Origin of the sequence: Paenibacillus sp. FSL M8-0142 (assembly GCF_038597315.1) — a bacterium.
Lineage (GTDB): Bacteria > Bacillota > Bacilli > Paenibacillales > Paenibacillaceae > Paenibacillus_AQ > Paenibacillus_AQ lactis.
This window is the reverse complement of the sequence record NZ_CP152008.1, coordinates 2,635,073-2,656,035: the sequence shown is the minus strand read 5'-3', so window position 1 is coordinate 2,656,035 and position 20,963 is coordinate 2,635,073. Positions and strand designations below refer to the sequence as shown.

The 20,963-nt window shown below is 53.7% G+C and carries 18 protein-coding genes; 4 read left to right on the top strand and 14 right to left on the bottom strand.

Features of this window, described 5'->3' with window-relative positions; all coding sequences use genetic code 11:
- Positions 1–273: 273 nt before the first annotated feature.
- A complete protein-coding gene (locus NSQ46_RS12585) occupies positions 274–1,842 on the bottom strand; it encodes a glycoside hydrolase family 28 protein (protein WP_342576824.1) in 1,569 nt (522 codons plus the stop codon).
- A gap of 242 nt (positions 1,843–2,084) precedes the next feature.
- Here NSQ46_RS12585 and NSQ46_RS12580 point away from each other — a divergent pair, with 242 nt between their 5' ends.
- Positions 2,085–2,927 carry an AraC family transcriptional regulator gene (locus NSQ46_RS12580; protein WP_342576823.1) on the top strand — a complete coding sequence of 281 codons (843 nt, stop codon included), beginning with the start codon at positions 2,085–2,087 and terminating at the stop codon, positions 2,925–2,927.
- 63 nt (positions 2,928–2,990) lie between these two features.
- Here the strand turns inward: NSQ46_RS12580 and NSQ46_RS12575 are convergent, their stop codons facing one another.
- Together NSQ46_RS12575 and NSQ46_RS12570 are read right to left on the bottom strand one after the other, a co-directional pair.
- Positions 2,991–4,577, bottom strand: a complete 1,587-nt coding sequence (locus NSQ46_RS12575; protein ID WP_342576822.1) for a glycoside hydrolase 43 family protein — start codon at positions 4,575–4,577, stop codon at positions 2,991–2,993.
- Positions 4,578–4,590: 13 nt separating this feature from the next.
- On the bottom strand, positions 4,591–5,703 hold the full coding sequence (locus tag NSQ46_RS12570) for a glycoside hydrolase family 88 protein (protein WP_341342083.1): 1,113 nt from the start codon (positions 5,701–5,703) through the stop codon (positions 4,591–4,593).
- A 309-nt stretch (positions 5,704–6,012) separates the two neighbouring features.
- Here NSQ46_RS12570 and NSQ46_RS12565 point away from each other — a divergent pair, with 309 nt between their 5' ends.
- On the top strand, positions 6,013–7,440 hold the full coding sequence (locus tag NSQ46_RS12565; protein ID WP_341342084.1) for a serine hydrolase: 1,428 nt from the start codon (positions 6,013–6,015) through the stop codon (positions 7,438–7,440).
- A gap of 384 nt (positions 7,441–7,824) precedes the next feature.
- Here NSQ46_RS12565 and NSQ46_RS12560 read toward each other — a convergent pair whose 3' ends face one another.
- The 4 genes from NSQ46_RS12560 to NSQ46_RS12545 form a co-directional block, all read right to left on the bottom strand.
- Entirely contained in the window at positions 7,825–8,532 is a 708-nt protein-coding gene (locus NSQ46_RS12560; protein WP_341342085.1) for a hypothetical protein, read from the bottom strand.
- Positions 8,533–8,667: 135 nt separating this feature from the next.
- Positions 8,668–9,684, bottom strand: a complete 1,017-nt coding sequence (locus NSQ46_RS12555; RefSeq protein ID WP_341342086.1) for a zinc-binding alcohol dehydrogenase family protein — start codon at positions 9,682–9,684, stop codon at positions 8,668–8,670.
- A 14-nt stretch (positions 9,685–9,698) separates the two neighbouring features.
- Entirely contained in the window at positions 9,699–10,643 is a 945-nt protein-coding gene (locus NSQ46_RS12550; RefSeq protein ID WP_342576821.1) for an aldo/keto reductase, read from the bottom strand.
- Between the two features lie 111 nt (positions 10,644–10,754).
- Positions 10,755–11,585 carry an amidohydrolase family protein gene (locus NSQ46_RS12545; RefSeq protein ID WP_007128485.1) on the bottom strand — a complete coding sequence of 277 codons (831 nt, stop codon included), beginning with the start codon at positions 11,583–11,585 and terminating at the stop codon, positions 10,755–10,757.
- A 139-nt stretch (positions 11,586–11,724) separates the two neighbouring features.
- On the opposite strand from NSQ46_RS12545, the gene NSQ46_RS12540 reads away from it, so the two are divergent.
- Positions 11,725–12,600: an AraC family transcriptional regulator gene (locus NSQ46_RS12540; RefSeq protein WP_342576820.1), complete on the top strand. Its 876-nt coding sequence runs from the start codon at positions 11,725–11,727 to the stop codon at positions 12,598–12,600.
- A gap of 250 nt (positions 12,601–12,850) precedes the next feature.
- Positions 12,851–13,378, top strand: coding sequence for a hypothetical protein (locus NSQ46_RS12535; protein ID WP_028407236.1), 528 nt, complete (start codon positions 12,851–12,853; stop codon positions 13,376–13,378).
- A 430-nt stretch (positions 13,379–13,808) separates the two neighbouring features.
- Here NSQ46_RS12535 and NSQ46_RS12530 read toward each other — a convergent pair whose 3' ends face one another.
- The 7 genes from NSQ46_RS12530 to NSQ46_RS12500 are packed head-to-tail and all read right to left on the bottom strand — an operon-like array spanning position 13,809 to position 20,876.
- Complete coding sequence (locus tag NSQ46_RS12530) at positions 13,809–14,762, bottom strand: ROK family protein (protein WP_342576819.1); 954 nt, start codon at positions 14,760–14,762, stop codon at positions 13,809–13,811.
- A gap of 36 nt (positions 14,763–14,798) precedes the next feature.
- Positions 14,799–15,485 (bottom strand): copper homeostasis protein CutC, encoded by a 687-nt coding sequence (locus NSQ46_RS12525; RefSeq protein ID WP_028407237.1) that lies wholly within the window; start codon positions 15,483–15,485, stop codon positions 14,799–14,801.
- 5 nt (positions 15,486–15,490) lie between these two features.
- Positions 15,491–16,969: a leucyl aminopeptidase family protein gene (locus NSQ46_RS12520; protein ID WP_342576818.1), complete on the bottom strand. Its 1,479-nt coding sequence runs from the start codon at positions 16,967–16,969 to the stop codon at positions 15,491–15,493.
- 50 nt (positions 16,970–17,019) lie between these two features.
- Positions 17,020–18,009, bottom strand: a complete 990-nt coding sequence (locus NSQ46_RS12515) for a dipeptide ABC transporter ATP-binding protein (RefSeq protein ID WP_341342088.1) — start codon at positions 18,007–18,009, stop codon at positions 17,020–17,022.
- A complete protein-coding gene (locus NSQ46_RS12510; protein WP_341342089.1) occupies positions 18,006–19,010 on the bottom strand; it encodes an ABC transporter ATP-binding protein in 1,005 nt (334 codons plus the stop codon). The genes NSQ46_RS12515 and NSQ46_RS12510 overlap by 4 nt, the downstream gene beginning before the upstream one ends.
- A 12-nt stretch (positions 19,011–19,022) precedes the next feature.
- Entirely contained in the window at positions 19,023–19,937 is a 915-nt protein-coding gene (locus NSQ46_RS12505; RefSeq protein ID WP_007128493.1) for an ABC transporter permease subunit, read from the bottom strand.
- A 12-nt stretch (positions 19,938–19,949) separates the two neighbouring features.
- Complete coding sequence (locus NSQ46_RS12500; RefSeq protein WP_007128494.1) at positions 19,950–20,876, bottom strand: ABC transporter permease subunit; 927 nt, start codon at positions 20,874–20,876, stop codon at positions 19,950–19,952.
- Between the last annotated feature and the right edge of the window lie 87 nt (positions 20,877–20,963).

Sequence of the window (20,963 nt, the reverse complement as noted above, 5' to 3'; positions counted from 1 at the left end):
GTTTTAACAGTGTTTTTACTATATGAAAGGTCACATAGTCATGACATTTATGTTAAAATTGTTTCCGTTTTCTAAGTGCGGCGAAAAATCCTCCATGCAAGAAGCCGACACCTAGGGGGGCCGGCTTCTTGTTCTAGCAAATTCATCGATAGAACAAGCATTTGCTTCAGCCATTTTGCAGCTTTCAATGGCGTACCTCCTTATCATATTGAGATTGCAACGGTTATAATTCGATCACCTCTCTTCTAAACCTTAATGCATCCAACAGCAAAGCTACTTGATCACGACCTCCTCCGGTTCCACTTCAGAAGAAATCATAATCTGTCCTGCCCTATCGGCATGCAGCCCCGAGCATTCGATTTGCCCGGACCGTTCCCCGGTAACCACAAGCAAGCGGTCATCCAGCGAGTCGCTTTCCCCCTTGACGTTCACCACCTGTACATTTCGGCTCTGGTGAAAAAGAAGCAGCGGATTTTCCTGATTGCGAAGGACCATGTCCTGAATCGTCAGGTTCTTTCCATTGCGGCATACAATGCCTTCCCGACTTGTGATGGCCGACCGCATCACCGTCACGTTCTCCACCGGCATCTCCGGCAGGCCGTTGATGAGGAGCGCAGTATGCGCGCCGCTGCAGACGATATCCTGAATAACAATATTGCGGAACACGGGGGTTTCCTCGGTAACGGGGAGCATCGCTTCCGCTTGGTATTCGCCGGAGCCGGCTTTCCCTTCGTAATATAAATTGAAGGAGATGGCATCCCCGTCGATCTCCCGCATCCGGATCCGTTCGATGAAGATATTTTCGACCACGCCGCCGCGTCCGCGGCAGCTTTTAAACCGGATGCCGATATCGGTGCCGATGAAGGTGCAATCGGATACGTGCACATCCTTGATGCCCCCGGACATTTCACTGCCGACAACGATCCCGCCGTGGCCGTGATAAACGGTGCAGTTCCGGATGCTGATGCGCTCACTCGGCTTTCCCAGCAGGCGCCCGGCTTCATTTTTTCCGGACTTCAGACAGATCGCGTCATCTCCTACATCAAACGAGCTGTTTTCCACGGTCACGTATTTGCACGAATCGATGTCCAGTCCGTCCCCGTTCTGGGCATACCATGGATTGCGGACGGTAATGTTCTGAATGGTAATTTGCTCCGATGCCCAAGGATGCAGGCACCAGGCTGCGGAGTTTTGAAAGGTAGGGCCGTTGAGCAGAATCCGCTTGCAGTTTCTCAAGCTGAGCAGATTGGGTCTCAGATAGTCTCTGACAGGCTCATAATCCTGGGGATTCCGGCTGCCTGTTTGTTCGATCCGGGCCAGGTTCTCCATCCCGTCCCGGGCAGCCGGCGTTGGCCACCACAGTCCCCCGTCATCCACGACACCGCCGGTATGAATTAAACGATCCCACTGGCTTTCCGTCAGCTTCCCTTGCTTAACGGGCCTCCAGGCTTCGCCGCCTCCGTCAAAGATGCCGCTGCCAGTGATTGCGATATCCTCCAATCCTTCTCCATCGAGCGGAGACTGGCAGCGGAACATCTGCCGGCCCTCATAAGCAGACATCCGGATCGGATAAGCTTCGAATTGCTTGCTGAACATGACAAGCGCGCCGGCAGAAGCGTGAAGCTCAATCCGGCTCTGCAGGGTTAACGGACCGGTGTGCCAGATCCCCGGAGGGATGACCACCTTCCCCCCTCCTGCCTTTGCGCAAGCTTCGATTGCTTGATGAAATGCCAGGGTATTGTCGTAAACGCCGTCTCCTACTGCGCCATAGTCAGTGATCATTACTGTGTATTCCGGGATTACAGGCAAGTCGGGACATATTGCTTCTTCTGTTTGTTTCATGCTTACCTCCGCTTTAGTAAGTTTCAAGTTTGCTTATTCGATTGATACCGCATGAAGATGTAAGCGCTTATAAAAAATGCTGCCGATTGCAGCCAAAGCCCTTGAAGATCGGCTGCAGCCATGTTATATAATTTTCTACGAACCCAACTGGCCGTATCCGTTGTCTGCGACCTGTTCAGGCATCAGAGGCTTCACGAATGACAATAGGATCGGGATCCTCGTGTGCAAAGGAGTTAAAGAGAATGAATGACCGGCTGCAGCCTAAGTACCATATCGGAGATCATGATTTCTCCATTCAATACATGTCACGAAACGGTTCCAGCAGCATGCCCCGTCCGCATGAGCATCCCTACTTCGAGCTGTATTATCTGCTTAATGGAGAGCGGGTCTACTTCATGGACGATAATGTGTTTACCGTCAAAAAAGGGGATATGATGATCGTGAACCCGCATGATCTGCATTCGACCGCAAGCTCCGATAAGCTGATCTTCGAGCGGGTGCTGATCGGCTTCTCCCGAAGCTTCATCGAAGAGGGCGATGCCGGCGTCGCCAAGCTGCTCGATCACGGGACATCCAGGCTGGTTCGCATTCCGTTGAAGCATCAGCCCGACATCGAACGGCTGCTCCTCTCGATGCTCGCAGAATGTCAATCCGGGCAGGCACATTACGGCTCGTTGGTTCGCGCGTGGATGAACGAGCTGCTCATCCGCCTGCACCGGATCGAGACCTCGCTCCAATCGCTGCCCCCAGAATATGAGCATCCGATGCACCAGAAAATTTCGGAGATTGCCCAGTATATCAAATCCAACTATCATGAAAGGCTTACGCTCGATCAGATCGCCAAGCAGTTTTACATCAGCCCTTCCTATCTCAGCAGAGTGTTCACCAAGCTGACAGGCTTTCACTTTCGCGAGTACCTGCAGGTGGTACGGATTCGTGAAGCCCAGAAGATGCTTGTGAGCAGCCGGGATTCCGTACAATTCATCTCCGAGCAAACCGGATTTGAGCATATTGCCCACTTTAATAAAACCTTTAAAAAAATCGCAGGCACGACGCCCCTTCAATACCGTAAGCGCCATGGATAGCCTCAGGGCCGTTCGGGCTGATCCAATGCCGGGTTCCCCGTCTAGGAGCAGCCCTTCCAGCTTCTATTTCTCTCCTCTTCCAACCCGGAACCAGTCGATATCCGCATACCCTCTGTCTAAGTGATCCTCTCGGCTCGCCGCAAACAATCCTACCTTAGCTCCGACCCAGTGCCCCTTTTCCGCTTCGAACTCCTTATCTCCGCACGGCACGAAAGGACCGTCAGCGCCGGCGTACTCGAAGCGGCATATAGCTCCAGGAAGAACCGTCACCCGTAGCGTTACTTTCCCTTCGCTCAATCCACCGGACCACACAATATGTTCCGCCTGGTCGTTTCCTTCGGCACGGAGGAGTTCCATGCCGGATCCGTCCTCCTTCATCCGAACGGCTACATAAGCAAAGGTTCGCCCGAATATGATCAGGCCCGCATATTCACCGGGCTTGAGTGCCGTTCCGTCCACCCTCGCTTCAGCTTGAAATACTTCTGCCGGGAATTTCTGCATCAGCAAGTGAGGGGCAGCGTAGATCGTGCGGGTGGACTGGTTATCCGGCACCGGGAAGGCAAATAATCGCAAATGGCTCTCCCTCTCGAATGCGTACCAGGCCGGATTGGGATTGGCCTGCCATTGCCACTGGAGGCCAAGCTCAGCTCCTTCGAAATCGTCCGAGTCATCCGGCGCCTGAATCGCATGCTCCCCGCCGACGTTTGACTTCGGATAACGAAGAACCGGTTCGCCGATCCCGTCCCCATTCGCATCGATACCGATCTGCGGCCAATCATCGACCCAGCGCATCGGCTGCAGATGAGTGATTCGCCCGTATGCCCCTTTGTCTTGAAAATGCATGAACCAGCATTCGCCCGAAGCGAGCTCTACCCAGCCGCCCTGATGCGGGCCGTTAATCGGGCTATCGCCTTGATGCAGTACGATTTTATCCTCGTAGGGGCCAAAGACCGCAGTCGATCGAAGCACGGTCTGCCAGCCCGTAGATACACCCCCGGCGGGAGCAAATATATAATAATAGCCATTCCGTTTATACATCTTCGGACCTTCCATCGTTGGATGGCGCTCGGTACCGTCGAAAACGATCTGACCTTCATCCAAGAGACGCATTCCGTCCGGGGACATCCGGCACATTCTTAATAGGTGCTTGATGCCGCATCTGCTTTTGGCGAACGCGTGAACCAGGTAGGCCTGGCCGTCATCGTCCCAGAACGGACACGGGTCGATCAGGCCTTTCCCCTCTTGAACCAGATGCAGAGGCGTCCAGCTGCCTGCCGGGTCCCTTGCTGTGCTCATCATAATGCCGACATCCGGATCTCCATAGAACACCCAGTACTTGCCGTCATGGAACCGAAGGGCCGGAGCCCACACGCCGTTCCCATGCTGAGGCACGTCATAGCCCGGCAGCTCCATTCGGGGCAGCACATGATTAATAATCCTCCAGTTAATCAGATCCTTCGAGTGCAGAATCGGCAGTCCCGGCAGATGGCCGAAGCTGGAAGCCGTCATATAGAAATCGTCCCCGACCCGGATCACATCCGGATCCGAATAATCCGCATGAAGCACCGGGTTCACGAACGTCCCGTCTCCCTGGTCCGACAGCCAAGGTTTGTTCTGTAATGCTTGCAGTATTGACGATGAGTGCATCATCGCGTCCCTCCTCCTATAACGAATCTAGTAACCGCTCCATTTCCAGACTGGCAAGGATGAAAGGCGCCACGCCAATCTGGGCATCGGACACCACTTGTTCACTGATGTAATATTCATACGAGCCGTTGCGGTCATCGCTCAGCCCTGCTCCATGGCATATGGAATGAAGATGCACGCCGGTTGCGCCGGCCTCAACAAACCGCTGAATCAAACCGGCGTACGCCCGCTCCGCAACAGGCATTGAAGGCTGCTCCAGGTACTGGAGCCGAACGCCCTTGGCCAAAGCGTAAATAAACATGGAGGAGCCGGAGGTTTCAAGATAATTGCCTTCCCGGAAGCCCTGATCGAGCACCTGGAACCACAGCCCGCTCTCTTTCTCCTGCCATCGTGCCATCGCTCGGCTTAGGCGCTCGAATATGCCAATGATCGTACCGCGCTGCGGATGATCTATCGGGAAAAACTCCAGACTGTCCACAAGCGCCATCGCATACCAGCCCAAAGCCCGGCTCCAAAAGTTCGGGGACCGCCCGCTTTCCGGATCGGCCCAAACCTGTTCCTTCGCTTCATCCCATCCGTGATACAGAAGACCCGTCTTGGGATCCCGGGTTCTGCGCTCCACCAGCAGAAGCTGATGTGCCACCTCGTCAAACAATTCGGGGCGGTTGTAGGTTTGGGCATACTGAGCCAGGAACGGCGAAGACATATAGAGCCCATCCAGCCACATCTGAAATGGATATACTTTTTTGTGCCAAAAACCGCCGTCCGTCGTCCTGGGCTGGCTGATGAGCTGGGCGGCCAGCGTATGGGAAGCCTTTTCATATCGGGAGTCTGGAAATTTGGCCCTCAGGGCAAACAAATTTTTCCCCTGGTTGATTTGGTCCAGATTGTACTCCTCAATGCGGTACCCCCGAATGCTTCCATCCTCTTGAACAAACAGATCCATATGCCGTTTCATGAAGTCGAAATAAGCTTCCTTGTTATAAAAATCCCCTGTACGGGCGATCGCCATGAGCATCATCCCGGGTACATACGCCCACCGGCGGGCAATTTCCGGGTGAACTCCCTCGCCGTCCGCTTGACGGAGGATCGTATCCACCGTCCGGACGGACCATGGGTTCCCTTCCATCCAAATCCCCCCTCAATCTTCTTGGAAGTATAATTTTCAAGCTTCATTATAATGAAACATAAACGATAAAAATTCCGGGTTTGATGCTGAATCCCCCGCATTTTTTGCATTTTATGCTCTCTTTCCCCGCTCTCGCTTCCTTCATGAAGCTAAAAATGCCGCTAGGATTCAAATCCGGCAAAAAAGGCAAAGAATGACCCGAATTAAACATCGGAGACCGTTTTAATAGGAGTATGCCATTCGGTAACATAGATGGAAACGAAGAATAACAAGCCGCAAAAATAAGAAACAGCTGAAAGGTTGATGATCATGACTGCACTGCCTCGAGTCCGTCCGGAGGAGGTCGGCATTCCTCCATCCGCCATCCTCCGCTTTATGGAGGACATGACGGACAAAAATATGAACCTGCACAGCTTTATGCTCCTTCGGCATGGCAAAGTGGCAGCCGAAGGCTATTACTTCCCGTTCCACAAAGATTTAAGGCATCCGATATTCTCGGTCAGCAAGAGCCTGACATCGGCCGCTGTCGGCATTACCATCGGAGAAGGGCGGATCTCCCTGGATGACAAGGTCATTCATTTTTTTCCGGATAAACAGCCGGAGACCGTACATCCGTACACAGCCAGTATGACCATCCGGCATCTCTTGAGCATGCAAACCGTCCACAGAAAATCAACCAATAAGGAGGCCCGGGATATCGTATTCGAATACCTTCATACGCCGCCGAGCCATCCCCCGGGAACCGTCTTTGCCTACGATACGACAGGTACGCATACGCTGTGCGCCATTCTCCAACGGGTCACGGGGACTACCGTACATGACTATCTCGATGCCCGCTTGTTCCAGCCTCTCGGGATGCAGGATATCGAGTGGGAGACCTGTCCGCTCGGAATTAACCTGGGCGGCAGCGGGGCCTATTGCACCACGGAGGATCTGGCCAAATTCGGTCAGCTCTATCTGCAGGACGGGGTGTGGAATGGGACGAGGATCCTCCCTGAGGGCTGGGTAGAGCAAAGCACGTCCAAGGTCGTCGATAATTCCAGTGCCGGAATTTTGCTGGAAGGACGAAGCGGTTACGGGTACCAGTTCTGGCGGGCCAGGCATCAAGCCTACTGCGCATTCGGAGCCGGAGGGCAATTCGTTCTCGTCAGCCCGCACCATAACGCCGTGTTCGTGTCGACGGCCAACACCATGCTGAACCGGGATGAGCACCAAGGGATTCTTGACAGCGTCTGGACCCATCTGATTTCTTCCATGCAGGAGCCCTGCCCCTTCGATGTTGCCGGTTATGACCGGATGAAGCAGCGTCTGAGCGCCTTGAAGCTCCTTCTGCCGAAAGGAAGCTCCTTCTCCCATGCAGCCGCACAAGTCTCAGGACACCCTTATCGCCTATCAGCTAACGAGCCAGGATGGACAGACTGCCAATTTACGTTCAGTGATCAAGCCTGCGAGCTCATCTTCATTCATGAAACCGGTCGTTCCCGTGTTGTATGCTCCATGAATGATTGGCATATCGGTCCCGATCCTTTTTTCGGCCTTCCCTCCGCTTGCTGTGCAGTATGGGCAGATTCGTCGACATGCTTGATTCACATTCAGCTGCTGGAACAGCAGCAGATGTTTATCCTTACCTGCCGCTTTGACCGCGATGGTCTAGTGCTGCAAATCAAGCCGGCCGGCGCGCTTAAAACGAATCATCTTGATCTCGTGCTAATCGGAACGCCAATCAACAAGCCTTGAACCATATGTTCATCACTTGCCTCTCCAGATAACTTGCATTGATTAAATTTGCATGTTAACCAGCCGCAATGAAATGCTCTTTCGATCATGAATACCGTTTATACGTGAGCGAGAGACAATGCAGTCAAGTACGTCAAAGGCACTTCCTTTTACTTGCCCGCTTTGTCTCCCGTTTGCATGATCAATGACCGTTATTGCTGATTCGCATAGGACTCTTTATATTCTGCGGCCATTTGATCGCCGCCGCTCTTTCTCCATCTCTCCACCTCAGCCTTCCAGCCGGCCTCGTCAATCTGCCCCATAATAAACTTGGTTTGCGCATCGGTGATGATCTGCGTATACCGAAACGATCGATGCGGATAAGGATGCTCAGGAGGTTAAGCCTTACCGTGACACGCTGCCGCAGCGGGGCGATTTGTACAACATGGAGAAGAAGCCGAAAGGAACGGAGCTGTTTAACAAGAACAAAAAAATCGTGTTCGAGAACGAGAAATACATTGTGCCGAATCCGGCACTGACCCACGCGTTCTTCGACAGCAGCGGTATTTTATGCACCAGCCGAAGGGTTGTTGCCGTTCGTTCCGCGCTGTTCCAATGATCCGTCTCCACCGGATTCGCGGTTTGCGAGATTTCCCCCGATCCCGCTGCCCAGAATATGCTTTCATTGGTATCCAGATACTGCTCGAACTCGGCCTTGTTCAAGCCCTCCAGCGGCTTGAGGGAATTTAAATCCACGACCCATTCATGCTTCAGATTAACGACGTACACCTGGTTTAATATGGTCTGCGTCTGCAGATTAAACATTTCCTTCATCAGTTCCCGGACCTTAATAAAGTCCTGTCCGCTTAACTTGCTGTCCATCACAGACTTGAGCAGCGAAGAGTTCTCAAACTGCAGGGCAGTTCTTTGCATGGAATCGAGCACCTGCGCCACCCTCATCCGGGTCTGGTTCAACAGATGCATATTCCCCTCGTTCACCTTCTCCTCCACGTCTTTGGCGGCAATGAAATAAGAGAAGAATCCGATAAGAATTGTCGGAAAGGATCCCAACAGCAAACTATATATGAGTATTTTGGATTTGAATGTTCCCAATATCATTTGCTCCCTTGTTATGATAACGCTTACAGACATTATCCTAAGATCATAACATAGAAGCACATGATTTCTATCATGATCGATGCTCATTTGCCAATATTTTTAATGTTTTTTGTCCGTGTGTTCGATCGTTCAGAGCTCCACAACGGCTTTAATCACCTTGGAAGAAGGGTTCAACCACTGCTTAAATTCGCCGATCATTTCATCAAATCCGCATCGATGCGTGACATAACGCTCCAAATCAAGGCCGCTTTCCGTCATCGCCTTGATAACATGATTGAAGTCGGCTTTGGTCGCATTCCGGCTGCCCATCAAGGTCAGCTCCCGTTTATGGAAATCGGAATCCTCGAAAGAAATGTCTCCGTTGATTAACCCGACGTACACCAGGGTTCCTCCGTGCCCAACCAACTTGAACGCATGGGTCATGGAACGCTGATTTCCGGTTGCATCAAAAACAATGGCGGGAAGCTCTCCACCCGTTAACGCAGCAAGCTCATTTGACGATTCTTGCCCGGCCCGGATGATATGATCAGCCTTGGCCCACGACTTGCTGAAGGCTAGCCGCTCAGCGTTCATGTCCATTGCGATAACGGTTGCTCCCTTCTCCTTAGCAAACACCATGACGCCAAGTCCGATAGGACCGGCACCGATCACCAAAACCGTATCCCCGCGGGTGACATTCGCCCTTTGGACACTATGGGCCCCTATCGCTAACGGTTCTACCAGGGCCGCCTGATCCATTGATAATCCGTCTGCTCGAACCAAATGGGTGATCGGAACCGAAATGCGCTCCCGCATGCCTCCGTCTGTATGCACGCCGATGACATTCATCGATCTGCAGCAATTGGTCTTGCCTCTGAGACAAGCCATGCATTGTCCACAGTGCATGTAAGGAATGACACAGACGATGTCGCCTGCCTTCAACCCCGCTTCATTGTCCCCGATCTGTTCAATCATCCCGGATAGCTCATGACCGAGAATTCGCGGGTAGGTAAAGAACGGCTGATTGCCGTTAAAGGCATGAAGATCCGTACCGCAAATCCCGATTCGTTTAACGCTGATGATAGCCTCGCCCTCAAGCAATTGCGGCTCCGGCAAATCCTCGCGGAATTGAAACTCCCCAATCCGACTGCACACGATTCCCTTCATTATGCCCGCCCCCTTTATGGTTTGATCCCTTCATTGTATTCCGGGCGTCCGCTTATCCAAGTCCGGCCTTGAATCGGCTCCAGGATCCTTAAAACCTCGGCCGCCAACCTTTGATCCAGAGGTTCTTCGGTCCATTCGGCATTGCGCACGATGTTATCCGGGTTGGCCGTACTGACCAGCGTCGTCGGAATCTGCTCATGCGAGGTCGAGAACTGCACGGCCAGCTTGGCAATATCGATTCCTTCCTTCGCGCAATATTCAGCCGCTTGTCTGCACGCTTCCTTGATTTCCGCCGAAGCCGGATGCCATGAAGGCGCTCCTCGATGGCTAAGAAGCCCCATTGACAATGGAGATGCGTTAATGAGACCGATTCCTTCTTGATGAAGCAACGGCAGCAAATCTGTCAACGTATGATCATTTAAAGAATAGTGGCAATACGAAATGATTGCATCCACCTTCGTCTGAGGCAGCAGCTGTTCAAACAGCTGTAACGGCAGACCGCAAATTCCGCTGAAGCGGATTTTCCCTTGCTCTTTTAAATGCTGGAGTGCAGGGATACCCTCCTCCAAAATGATCTGTGCGGGCACGAACTCAATATCATGCAGGAAGAGGAAATCCACATAGTCGGTATTCAACCGTTTCAAGCTCTCATCTGCACTTGCAATGATCCGCTTGAATGTGAAATCAAAATCCTGCTCGCCATAGCGGCCGGCTTTGGTGGACAGGTAAAATTTGTCCCGGGGGATCTGCCGGATGGCTTGACCAAGCACCGTTTCCGCCTTCGTCAGTCCATAATAGGGCGAAACATCAATCAGATTAATTCCTGCATCAATGGCTGCGTGAACGGTTCGGATTCCCTCGCTGTCGTCCGTCTCCCGAAAGACGGAGCCCAGCGAGGATGCGCCGAAGCTTAATACGGAAACCTCGAGTCCGGTACGACCCAGCTTGCGGTATTTCATAGTCTTAACCCACCTTATTTATTGAGATTACGTTTTATAGCAATGAGGATTACTAGCATCTTAGCGAAAAGGAGTAAAGGAATTTCCTCAACCCCGTCGTTGTTCGGATATTCAGAGCCTGTAGAACTCCACGGCATTCAACCCGAACAATCGGGCCCGCTCCTGCTCTCCCCATGCCTTGGGCAGCGCTGCTTCTAACACGTGCACGACTTGGCTATATTCAGCGGACAGCAGACATACCGGCCAGTCGCTTCCGAACATGACCCGCTCGGAACCGAACAGGGCAATGGCTTTATGTACATAATCTGTGAAGTCCTCCTGGTTCCACCGCCGATGCTCGGCCTCGGTGACCATGCCGGACAGCTTGCAGTAAATTCCCGGAAAGCGTGCGATTCCTTTCATGAAGCTCTCCCAGGGCTCAATTTCCCCGCTTCTTATCGGTGGTTTGCCCAGATGGTCCACCACGCCCCGCATGTCCGGGACTTGCTGGATGAGCTTCAGTAAGTGCTCCAGCTGATGGCTTCGAACAAGAAGATCGATCGGAACTTCTTCCTGGATATACATACTCAAGGCTTCGATAAACGCCGGCTCCAGAATGGCACTGGAATCAGGCATATCCTGTATCATAATCCGGAAACCGATAAACTTTGGATGCTTTGAAAATCGTTCATATTGGCGGCGATGCTCCGGATCGAAGAGATCGATCCACCCCACCACGCCGAGAATGGAAGGATCACGATCGGCCAGAGACAAGAGATAGTCCGTTTCTTCAAGGGTCGGGGCCGCCTGAACCGCAATCGTGCCGTCAAGCTGATGCGCATCCAAATGCGGTTTTAAATCGGATGGCAGGAAGTCCCGGTAAAGCACGGGAAGCTCAGGTGTGATCCATCCGTAATCCCCCCGTTCGATCCGCCAATAATGCTGGTGGGCATCCACTTTCATGTACTTCCCCCGCCTTTCTGCATCGCTTTTCTTATCCCCATTGTATGTTCAAAATCCGTGTATAAAAATAGCGTATTCTTGCAGATTCATAACGTATTTTGATATTGTGAACGTATCAGAGTGAAGGAGGAGGATCATCATGACTCCCTTGCGCAAAGCCTTTAACGGAGACCCCTTGTTTCCTATGGAGCTGGTTTATCGGACGCAAAAAAGCCCCCGCATGGAGCTGCCCCACCATCTGCACGATCTTTACGAATTGGTATACATACATCAGGGGAAAGGCACTTTTTTTATTGAAAACAAATTAGTTGAGAAAAAAGAAGGCGACCTGTTTACCATTCCCGGGAACACGATCCACAGCTCTTTCCCTGACCCGGACGATCCGATTATTTCAAGCGCTTTATTCTTTGCGCCATCGCTCGTCCAAGGTGATCCTATCAGCGATTTACAATACGCTGCCCTTCATTGCTTCGAAATTTCCCGGAAATCGGGAGCTTATCGTTATGAACTGTCAGCGACCGATCAAACGTATATCGAGGATAGACTGAAAGCGATGTCGGACGAGATTGGGCAGACCCGGTTAGGATCCCGGGAGGCGCTTGTGCTTCAGCTGCGCTCCATCCTGCTGTATATCAATCGTTATATCAGCGTCTCATCTGCAGAGAAGCCGGCCCCTGCGGCGCTTGGACCCGCTTGGCTGATCGAATCCATTCAATGGATTCACGAGCATCTGGATCAACCTATTGGACTAGCCGCACTGTCGGCGCATGCGTCGGTAGATCCCGCCCATTACTCCAGAATGTTCAAGAAGTACACCGGCCTAACGGTTACCGATTATATCAATGCGAAACGGATCGCGCATGCCAAAGAGCTTATGCTCACGAACGAGATGCCCATAGGCCGCATCGCGGAAATTTGCGGGTACGACACCCTGACGCATTTTCATCGAAAATTCAAAAGCTTGACGGGAATGACGCCTGGAGCTTACAGGAGGCAGGCGCTGTCAAACGGCTAGGATTATCGGGAAGATAACCATGAGATATAGGATCTCCCCAACATGGCCTCGACCGATGTTTAGATCCCGCGAATCCCATCAAATGATAATTTTATTGCAAAAATCATGAACGCGTAAGCAACCTTTTCCATTTGGAAGCGTCTATTCCTATATATAGGAACTTTGCGTTCGTAGGAGCGTGCTCCACGCATGCCCACATTCATTTTTTAATCCATACGAACGTATCAAATCGAGAGGTGATTGCGTACATATGAGTCACATTACAATGGCCGAGGCTTTGGCGGTTCGGGCAGCCATGAATCGACTGATCAATCAATTGATGCAGGAGCGATTGAACAACAGCAGCACTATTATTGAAAAAGGGGAGACCGCCGAGGTGCCTGCGCGCAGTGTCGATGTCATCACGGAAGAAATCGATGCCGTCTCCGCCGATTTCAGGAAGCTGGACCTGTTAATGGCGATTTCAAATACCACCGAGACGATCCCGTGGAACGGCAGCAACATAACCGTCATGGAAGCGATCGAGCTGGCCAAGCAGATGCGCAATGAAATCGGACAGCTCGCGCATCTCGGCACCCGCAAGAAGCTGGAGCGCCAGAGCAGCCGGGGGCTCGAGGGCGGCGCCGTAACGCTCTTCAATGTGGCGTTATATGATCCGGAAGCCTATCATGCAGCCGCCCGCAAGAAGGAACGCGAGGTAACAAAGCTTTCCTCCCTGATCGAGCATGCGAACCATCATTCGAAGATTCCCTTCGATGCTACGAAGTACATGGAGTAACAGAAGCCGCCGGCTTCAAGCCTACAACGTTATGCCGCGTGCAGGTTTGGAGCCGGCGGTTACCGCCGGCTGGCGGGAAAGTGCGGGCAGCCGCTTGTTGTTTGTCGGATACAAACAAATGAATAAGTAAACCTACAATCGACTCCAATTGTGAAAACGGATGACGGTTGACGGATTACGCACTTCACTCGATTACGTTTAACGGACTTTCGAACGCGAATATGAATCGCCCCGTTTCCCGCCGTCCCACATAACAACCATCGGAACAGCCTCAACCTATGACGCCGATGGAGCCTATGCCAAATCTGGAATCTGCAACGAACAAAAAGCCTCCAGCCCGCTTTGAAACGGGTTGGAGGCTTTTATTATGCACGGGAGTCACAACAGAATAATTTATTTCAATTCATCACATGCCTGTGATTCTTGCATTCTATTGAAACAAGGCGGCCGCTCCGACGAGACCGACATCATCCCGCAGACCGGCGGGAACGATCTCATAGGTTCCTAGATAAGCCGGCATAACCAGCTTGTCCGTCATTTCACGGAGCGCCGGGAATAGAAGCTCACCGGCTCTGCTGACTCCCCCTCCGATTACGATCCGGTCCGGATTAAAGCTGTGAATGACGTTGACCAGACCAAGAGCCATATAGTAGACCGCGCGATCGATGACCTCGATCGCGACAGCATCGCCCAGCCTCTTCGCTTCAAAGACATGCCGGGCATTGACGCTGCCGTCGGCTGCTGCCAGCTCGGCGATCATACTTGTCCGCTCCTGAATCTTCAGGGCAGCTTCCTGGCCGATCGCCGTCCCGGATGCAAATACCTCCCAGCAGCCGCGGCTTCCGCAGTTGCACTGCGGTCCACTTGGATCGATGATGTGATGCCCCAGCTCGCCCGCATAGGAATTGCTTCCAAGGAACAGTTTCCCGTCCAGCACGATGCCCGAACCGATTCCCGTGCTGAACGTGACGTACACCATGTTCGTAGAGCCTGCGCCGGCTCCGCGTACATATTCCCCCCATGCTGCCGCATTGGCATCGTTCAACACCTGAACTTCGGTACTCAGCTCCCGTTCCATCCATGCTTTCAAGGGGACATTCGTCCATTCCGGCAAGTTCGTGCCGTAAATGACGATGCCCTCCCTGCTGTTCACCGCTCCCGGCGAAGCCATCCCGACACCCCGCAGCGGGTGGCCGCCCGAAACGCTTCGGATCATCGCCGTAATTCTCCCGACAACCTCCTCAGCCGTTCGGGCGCCTGCCGTCTCCACTTGCTCGCGGTTCAGCAGCCGACCTTCGGAATCAAAGAGCGCAGCCGCGATCTTCGTACCCCCGAGATCAACGCCAACTACAAATTCTTGTTGTTTATTAAGAATGGTTTGCAATTTGTGTTCACCTGTTTTCCGATATGTTTGCTACATCTATTGATGAATGCTGTCTGCCAGCGACCGAAGCTCAACCGGATCAATCGGCTTCAGTCCGGAACGGCCGTAGCGGACCGCCGAGCCGAAATGCACTTCTGTTACACCGGTCTGATCGATGAAGTCCCGAATGATCTCCCACGTTAAGCCATTGCCCGCCAAAATCTTAAGATGACTGCCGCGCGCCTCTTCGACCAGCCGTCGAATTTGCGGAATGGCTTGCGGTGCCGGCTGGGGTCCGCCCGATGTCAATACACGGGTAACCGCCGGATATTTCATTAACGTGCGCAAACCTTCGAACTGATCATCCAACTCGTCAAAGGCGCGGTGATACGTCACCTGCATGTCCCCGGTCCACGCCAGCAGAGCACCCAGCGTTTCTTCGTCGATCTTCCCGTCCGGAGTCAGCGCGCCGAGGACGACCCCGGCTGCTCCGGCGCTGCGAATCGCCTGAATCTCCGCGATCATGGTGGCCACGTCGGTCTCGCTGTACACGAAGGAACGGCTGTGAGGCCGGACCATCACATGGACCGGAATGTTTACCGCCTTGATGACCTGCTGGACAAGTCCAATTCCCGGTGTCAGTCCGCCTTCCGTGATCGCCGTGATCAGCTCCAGCCGGTCTGCGCCGTTATTCTCAGCTGTAATGGCGTCATCGACGGTCGTGGCTATAATTTCTAGGAGCATAGAAGTCACACCTTCCCGGAAGCCGGTTTCTTATGAAACTGCTTCTCTACATAATCCGCCAGCAGCCTGGCGCCGTAGCCGGTTGCTCCCGCAGCCGCATGCGGAAACTCCCGCTTGTACTGAACCGTTCCCGCCATGTCGATATGGACCCATTTGGCCGATTCCGGAACAAAATGCCGGATAAACAAGGCGGCCGTAATTGCACCGGCCAAGGTCGACGTGCCGACATTGCGCAAATCCGCGTAGTCGCTCCGCAGCTCGGACTCGTATTCGTCCACAAGCGGCATGGGCCAGAGCCGTTCGCCATTTCGTTCACCGATTTCGACCAGATCGTGAGTCATCGCTTCATCGCCCCAGATCCCTGCCAGCTCGAGCCCGAGCGCAGCGCCGACATTGCCTGTCAGCGTCGCGATGTCGATCACTTGATCCGCATGAAGGGTTGCCGCATGAAGCAGCGCATCCGCAATGATCAGTCTGCCTTCGCCGTCCGTATTCGCGACCTGGACGCTGATGCCGTTCGGATAATGGATGACGGAGGACGGCAGCATCGCATGCTGGTCCGGGAGATTATCGGCAACCGCGATAAGAGCTGTTACCTTCACCGGAGCTTTTCGGGAGATCAGAATCTCCATAGCGCCGGCTACGGCAGCCGCGCCGCCCATATCCATGCGCGCATCGCTAATATCCCTGCCGGTCTTGACGTTCATGCCGCCCATGTCAAAGGTAATGCCTTTGCCGATTAGCACGACATGAGGGCCCTTCTGTCCAGCCGGGACACCGTCATACGAAATCTCAACCAGGGATGGCTCGAATCGGCTGCCCTTCCCGACCGCAAGCAGTCCATTCATCTGGCGCTCATGGAGCTCGTGGCCGCGGTATACATGAAGCTTGGCCTTCGTGTTCTTGAAGTGTTCCTCCAATACAGCAGCGAACGCTTCCGGATTCAGCGTCTCCGGCGACTCATTGACCAAGTCCCTGGCAAGCCTCGTTCCCCGTTCGCGGATCGCGGCGATGGACAGCAGGGTATCCAGCTCTTCCCTCGGGATTCCTTCCCAATCTTTCGATCGGATATGAAGCTTAATCGTGGCTTCCGTTGCCGTAATGCCTCGATGCTTATTAAACCGATACAATCCGTATAACCAGCCTTCCATCCAGGCCTCGAATTCCTCTGCCTCCGTCAGCTTGGTTTTCTCCGAACCCGTATCAAGCGGTTTACGGATGAGAACAGCGCTTGTTTTATGTTCCTTCAGCAGAGCCCGCGCAACTGAAGCCGCTGCTTTACGCACTTTCTCTACGGTTAGCTGCTCTCTTGGACCCATGCCTGCGATTAAATAATCCGCCTCATCCCGGGAACGTGCATACAGCCATGTTAAGCTTCCGCTTCGTTTTCGGGAATCAGGGAGGCGAAACGGCGGCTCGTCTCCCTCATATATCGCATAGACCCGGCTATCGGCAACATGCGATTCATCAAATATGATATTCATCGGCGTATTTCCCTCCTCTGGCTCTATTTCAACCGAGCGTTTCGATCCGGTTAAGCTTGCTTCATGATCTCCTCATCATACAAATGGCAGGCCACCTGATGGCCCGGTTCGACTTCCCGGAAGACCGGCGCCTTCTGCTTGCACACCTCCATGCAGGCAGGGCAGCGGGTATGGAAACGGCATCCCGTCGGCGGATTAACCGGGCTTGGCAGATCCCCCTTCAGAATAATCCGTTCTTTCTTCAGCTTAGGATCCGGTACCGGCACCGAGGACAGCAGCGCCTGGGTATAAGGATGCAGCGGACGGTCATAGAGCGTATCCTTATCGGCTGATTCGACCAGCGTTCCCAAATACATAACGCCGATCCGATCGCTGATATGCTCGACGACGCTTAAATCGTGAGAGATGAACAGATACGTCAGGCCGTACTCTTCCTGCAAATCCTGGAGCAAATTCAGCACCTGCGACTGGATCGATACGTCAAGAGCCGAAACGGGCTCATCCGCTACGATCAGGCTCGGCCGTACCGACAGCGCGCGTGCAATGCCGATCCGCTGGCGCTGCCCGCCGCTGAACTCATGGGCGTAGCGCTCGGCATGAAAGCTGTTCAGACCCACCGTTTCAAGCAGCTCTCCGGCCAGCTTGTCACGTTCCTTTGCGCTTAGCTTCGTGTGGATCAGCAGCGGCTCCGCTACGAGCTCCTTCACCTTCATCCGCGGATTCAACGAGGCGTAAGGATCCTGAAACACCATCTGCATATTTTTTCGCAGCGGGCGCATCTGGTTCTCGTTGAAACGGCTGATATCGGTTCCGTTGAAAATAACCTCGCCGTCGTTTGGCGTTAACAGGCGCGTAACAAGCCGGCCGGTGGTCGACTTGCCGCAGCCGCTCTCTCCGACGAGACTGAAGGTTTCGCCCTTCCGAATCGCGAAGGAGATTCCGTCAACGGCGCGAAGCTGCTTGGAACTGCCGAAGAAGCCTTTTTTGACCGTAAATGATTTCTGCAGGTTTCGTACTTCTAATAGCGGTGATTCGTTCATGCCGTTTCTCCCCCTTTCGCATGCCCTTCCTGCGTCAGCCAGCACCGGCTCTTTCGATCTGCTTCATTCGCAACCGGGAGCAGCTGCGGCTCCTGCGACAAGCAGCGCTCCATCACATAGGGGCACCGGGGCGCAAATTTGCAGCCCGGAGGCATGTTGCGCAGATCGGGAACGTTGCCCGGAATGGATTCCAGCCGACGAACCTTCTGTCTAAGCTTCGGCACCGAGGCGATGAGTCCCTTGGTATACGGATGCTGCGGATTCTCGAACAGCTCGGTCACGCTCGCCTCTTCCACGACCCGGCCAGCATACATGACGACCACCCGGTCGCACATCTCCGCCACAACGCCGAGGTCATGCGTAATAAGCAGCATGCCCATGTTCTGTTCCTTCTTCAGGCGGTTCATCAGTTCGAGAATTTGTGCCTGGATCGTCACGTCAAGCGCCGTCGTAGGCTCGTCCGCGATCAAGAGCTTCGGATTGCAGGCCATCGCCATCGCGATCATGACCCGCTGCCGCATGCCCCCGGACAATTGGTGCGGATAATCGTCAACCACTTCATCGGCCCTTGGAATCCCGACGAGCTTCAGCGATTCGATCGCATGCTCGCGCGCTTTCTTCCGGCCGTATCCAAGATGGAGCATGATCGACTCCTCAAGCTGCTTTCCGATGCGGAGCACGGGATTAAGCGAGGTCATCGGCTCCTGGAAGATCATCGCAAGCTCATTGCCGCGGTAGCGGCGCATGTCCTTTTCCGGCAGCTGCACGAGGTCCTTGCCCTCAAACAAGACCGATCCGCCGGCTATTCGGCCGGGCGTATCCTTGAGCAGTCTCATGATAGACAGGGAGGTCACGCTTTTTCCACAGCCGGATTCGCCCACGAGCCCAAGCACTTCGCCTTTGTTAATGTGAAAGTCCACGCCCGCCACGGCGAGCACCGAGGAACCGTCCCGCTTGAATTCGGTTTTGAGTCCTTTGACTTCTAGCAATGTTTGCGTCACGTTCAATCCCCCCTATTCGTTCTTCGACTTCGGATCCAGCGCATCGTTGAGTCCATCGCCAATCAGGTTGAACGCGAGAACCGTCAAGAAGATGAGCAGACCCGGAAAATATACGATGTGCGGTGCGATGCTTAAATAATCGCGTCCCATACTGAGCATCGCGCCCCAGTCCGGCTCCGTCGGCTTGGCGCCAAGCCCGAGGAAGCTGAGGGAGGATGCCGCGAGAATGGCTCCGCCGATCTTCATCGAAACGTTGACGATGATGCTCGGCACCGTTTCAGGGAAGATATGCTTCCAGATGATCCGGTTGTTTTTCGCGCCCATCGAGCGGGCAGCTTCGACGTACAGCGATTCTTTCGCGGACAGCGTCACGCTTCGGATAATTCGGGCGAAGGAAGGCGTTCCGAATACCGCTACCGCAATGACGACATTGGACAAGCCCGGACCGAGAATCGCCACGATGCCGATTGCCAGAAGCAGATCCGGGAAGGAGAACATAACGTCGCTTCCGCGCATGATCAGGCGGTCAATCCAGCCGCCGTAATAGCCGCTGATAAGCCCCAAAATCGTACCGGCAATAGCCGAAATAAATACGGCGCTCAGGCTGACCGACATCGTCAGCCGGGTTCCGTCGATCAGACGGCTGAGAATATCCCGTCCGTATTCATCGGTCCCTGCCCAGTGCGCAGCCGAAGGGCCTTGCATCATTGCATCGTAGTTCGGCTCGTTCGGAGGATATGGAACAATATGCGGGCCGATGACGGCCAGCACCAGCAATATCAAGATGAACACGCCGGATACGACGGCAAGCTTTTGCTTCATAAACTTGGATACAAACGTGCTGAACTTCCCTTTGACCGGGCTGTTCACCACAGCCTCCCCCGGTACGGAGGATGAATGGACCGTTACTGAAGAATTGTCGCTCATGAGCTCCCCCTCCTATTTCGATGCATACCGGATTTTTGGATTCAGTACACCGTATAATAAATCGACAATCAGGTTAATCAGAATAAATTCGGTCGCAAACATCAGGAGCAGCGCCTGAATGACCGTATAATCCCGGAACGCGATCGAATCGACCAGCAGCCGGCCCATTCCCGGAATACTGAATACGGTCTCGACCATGACCGAGCCCCCGAGCAAAAAGCCGAATTGAAGCCCGGCTACCGTAACGACCTGAATCAAGGAATTGCGCAGCGCGTGTCTTCCGACAACGACGAATTCCCGCAGACCCTTCGCCCGTCCGGTCCGGACATAATCCTCACGCATCGATTCAAGCATCGACGTGCGGGAGTACCGTGCGAGCATGGACATAATTCCCGCACCGAGCGTGAACGAAGGAAGAATATACGATTGCCAGCTGTCAACGCCGCCGGTTGGGAACCAGCCCAGCTCGACGGAGAAGATTTGAATCAGAACGAGACCCAGCCAGAAGCCCGGCAGGGAGATTCCCGAAATGGCAGTGAGCATCCCGAGGTAATCCGGCCATTTGCCGCGATTGACGGCGGACACGATCCCGATCAAGAGTCCGATGACCAGCGCCCAGCCAAGACTCGTAAACGTTAGCACGATCGTCGGAAAAAACCGGCTTTCCAGCATATCCACGACCGGCAGTCCGGAGGTAATGGAAACACCCAGGTCACCCTTCAACAGATCACCCATATAGTTAACATATTGCTGCCACAGCGGCAGATTTAGTCCCAGCTGCTCCCGTATCCCGTTGATCTCCTCAAGGGTGGCTTCCTTACCTGCGACAAGCCGTGCCGGGTCTCCGGGAATCAGGTGAATAAACATGAACACAAGTATCGACACAATGAATAACAGAGGGATGACACCCAGCAGCCTCTGAATTGCATATCTTCCCAAAGGATAAGCCTCCTTTCAACATGCCAGCCTTAAAAATAAATGGGCCGCTTCCTTATCATCAAAAGAGGCGGCCCACCCTAGTTCAAC

Excerpts from the sequence above, each read along its gene's own strand:
- NSQ46_RS12550 (WP_342576821.1), bottom strand. The coding sequence starts at position 10,643 with ATGAAATACCGCAAGCTGGGTCGTACCGGACTCGAGGTTTCCGTATTA.
- NSQ46_RS12505 (WP_007128493.1), bottom strand. The coding sequence starts at position 19,937 with ATGAGCGACAATTCTTCAGTAACGGTCCATTCATCCTCCGTACCGGGG.
- NSQ46_RS12585 (WP_342576824.1), bottom strand. The coding sequence starts at position 1,842 with ATGAAACAAACAGAAGAAGCAATATGTCCCGACTTGCCTGTAATCCCG.
- NSQ46_RS12575 (WP_342576822.1), bottom strand. The coding sequence starts at position 4,577 with ATGATGCACTCATCGTCAATACTGCAAGCATTACAGAACAAACCTTGG.
- NSQ46_RS12520 (WP_342576818.1), bottom strand. The coding sequence starts at position 16,969 with ATGAATATCATATTTGATGAATCGCATGTTGCCGATAGCCGGGTCTAT.
- NSQ46_RS12535 (WP_028407236.1), top strand. The coding sequence starts at position 12,851 with ATGAGTCACATTACAATGGCCGAGGCTTTGGCGGTTCGGGCAGCCATG.
- NSQ46_RS12540 (WP_342576820.1), top strand. The coding sequence starts at position 11,725 with ATGACTCCCTTGCGCAAAGCCTTTAACGGAGACCCCTTGTTTCCTATG.
- NSQ46_RS12580 (WP_342576823.1), top strand. The coding sequence starts at position 2,085 with ATGAATGACCGGCTGCAGCCTAAGTACCATATCGGAGATCATGATTTC.
- NSQ46_RS12515 (WP_341342088.1), bottom strand. The coding sequence starts at position 18,009 with ATGAACGAATCACCGCTATTAGAAGTACGAAACCTGCAGAAATCATTT.
- NSQ46_RS12570 (WP_341342083.1), bottom strand. The coding sequence starts at position 5,703 with ATGGAAGGGAACCCATGGTCCGTCCGGACGGTGGATACGATCCTCCGT.
- NSQ46_RS12545 (WP_007128485.1), bottom strand. The coding sequence starts at position 11,585 with ATGAAAGTGGATGCCCACCAGCATTATTGGCGGATCGAACGGGGGGAT.
- NSQ46_RS12555 (WP_341342086.1), bottom strand. The coding sequence starts at position 9,684 with ATGAAGGGAATCGTGTGCAGTCGGATTGGGGAGTTTCAATTCCGCGAG.
- NSQ46_RS12565 (WP_341342084.1), top strand. The coding sequence starts at position 6,013 with ATGACTGCACTGCCTCGAGTCCGTCCGGAGGAGGTCGGCATTCCTCCA.
- NSQ46_RS12525 (WP_028407237.1), bottom strand. The coding sequence starts at position 15,485 with ATGCTCCTAGAAATTATAGCCACGACCGTCGATGACGCCATTACAGCT.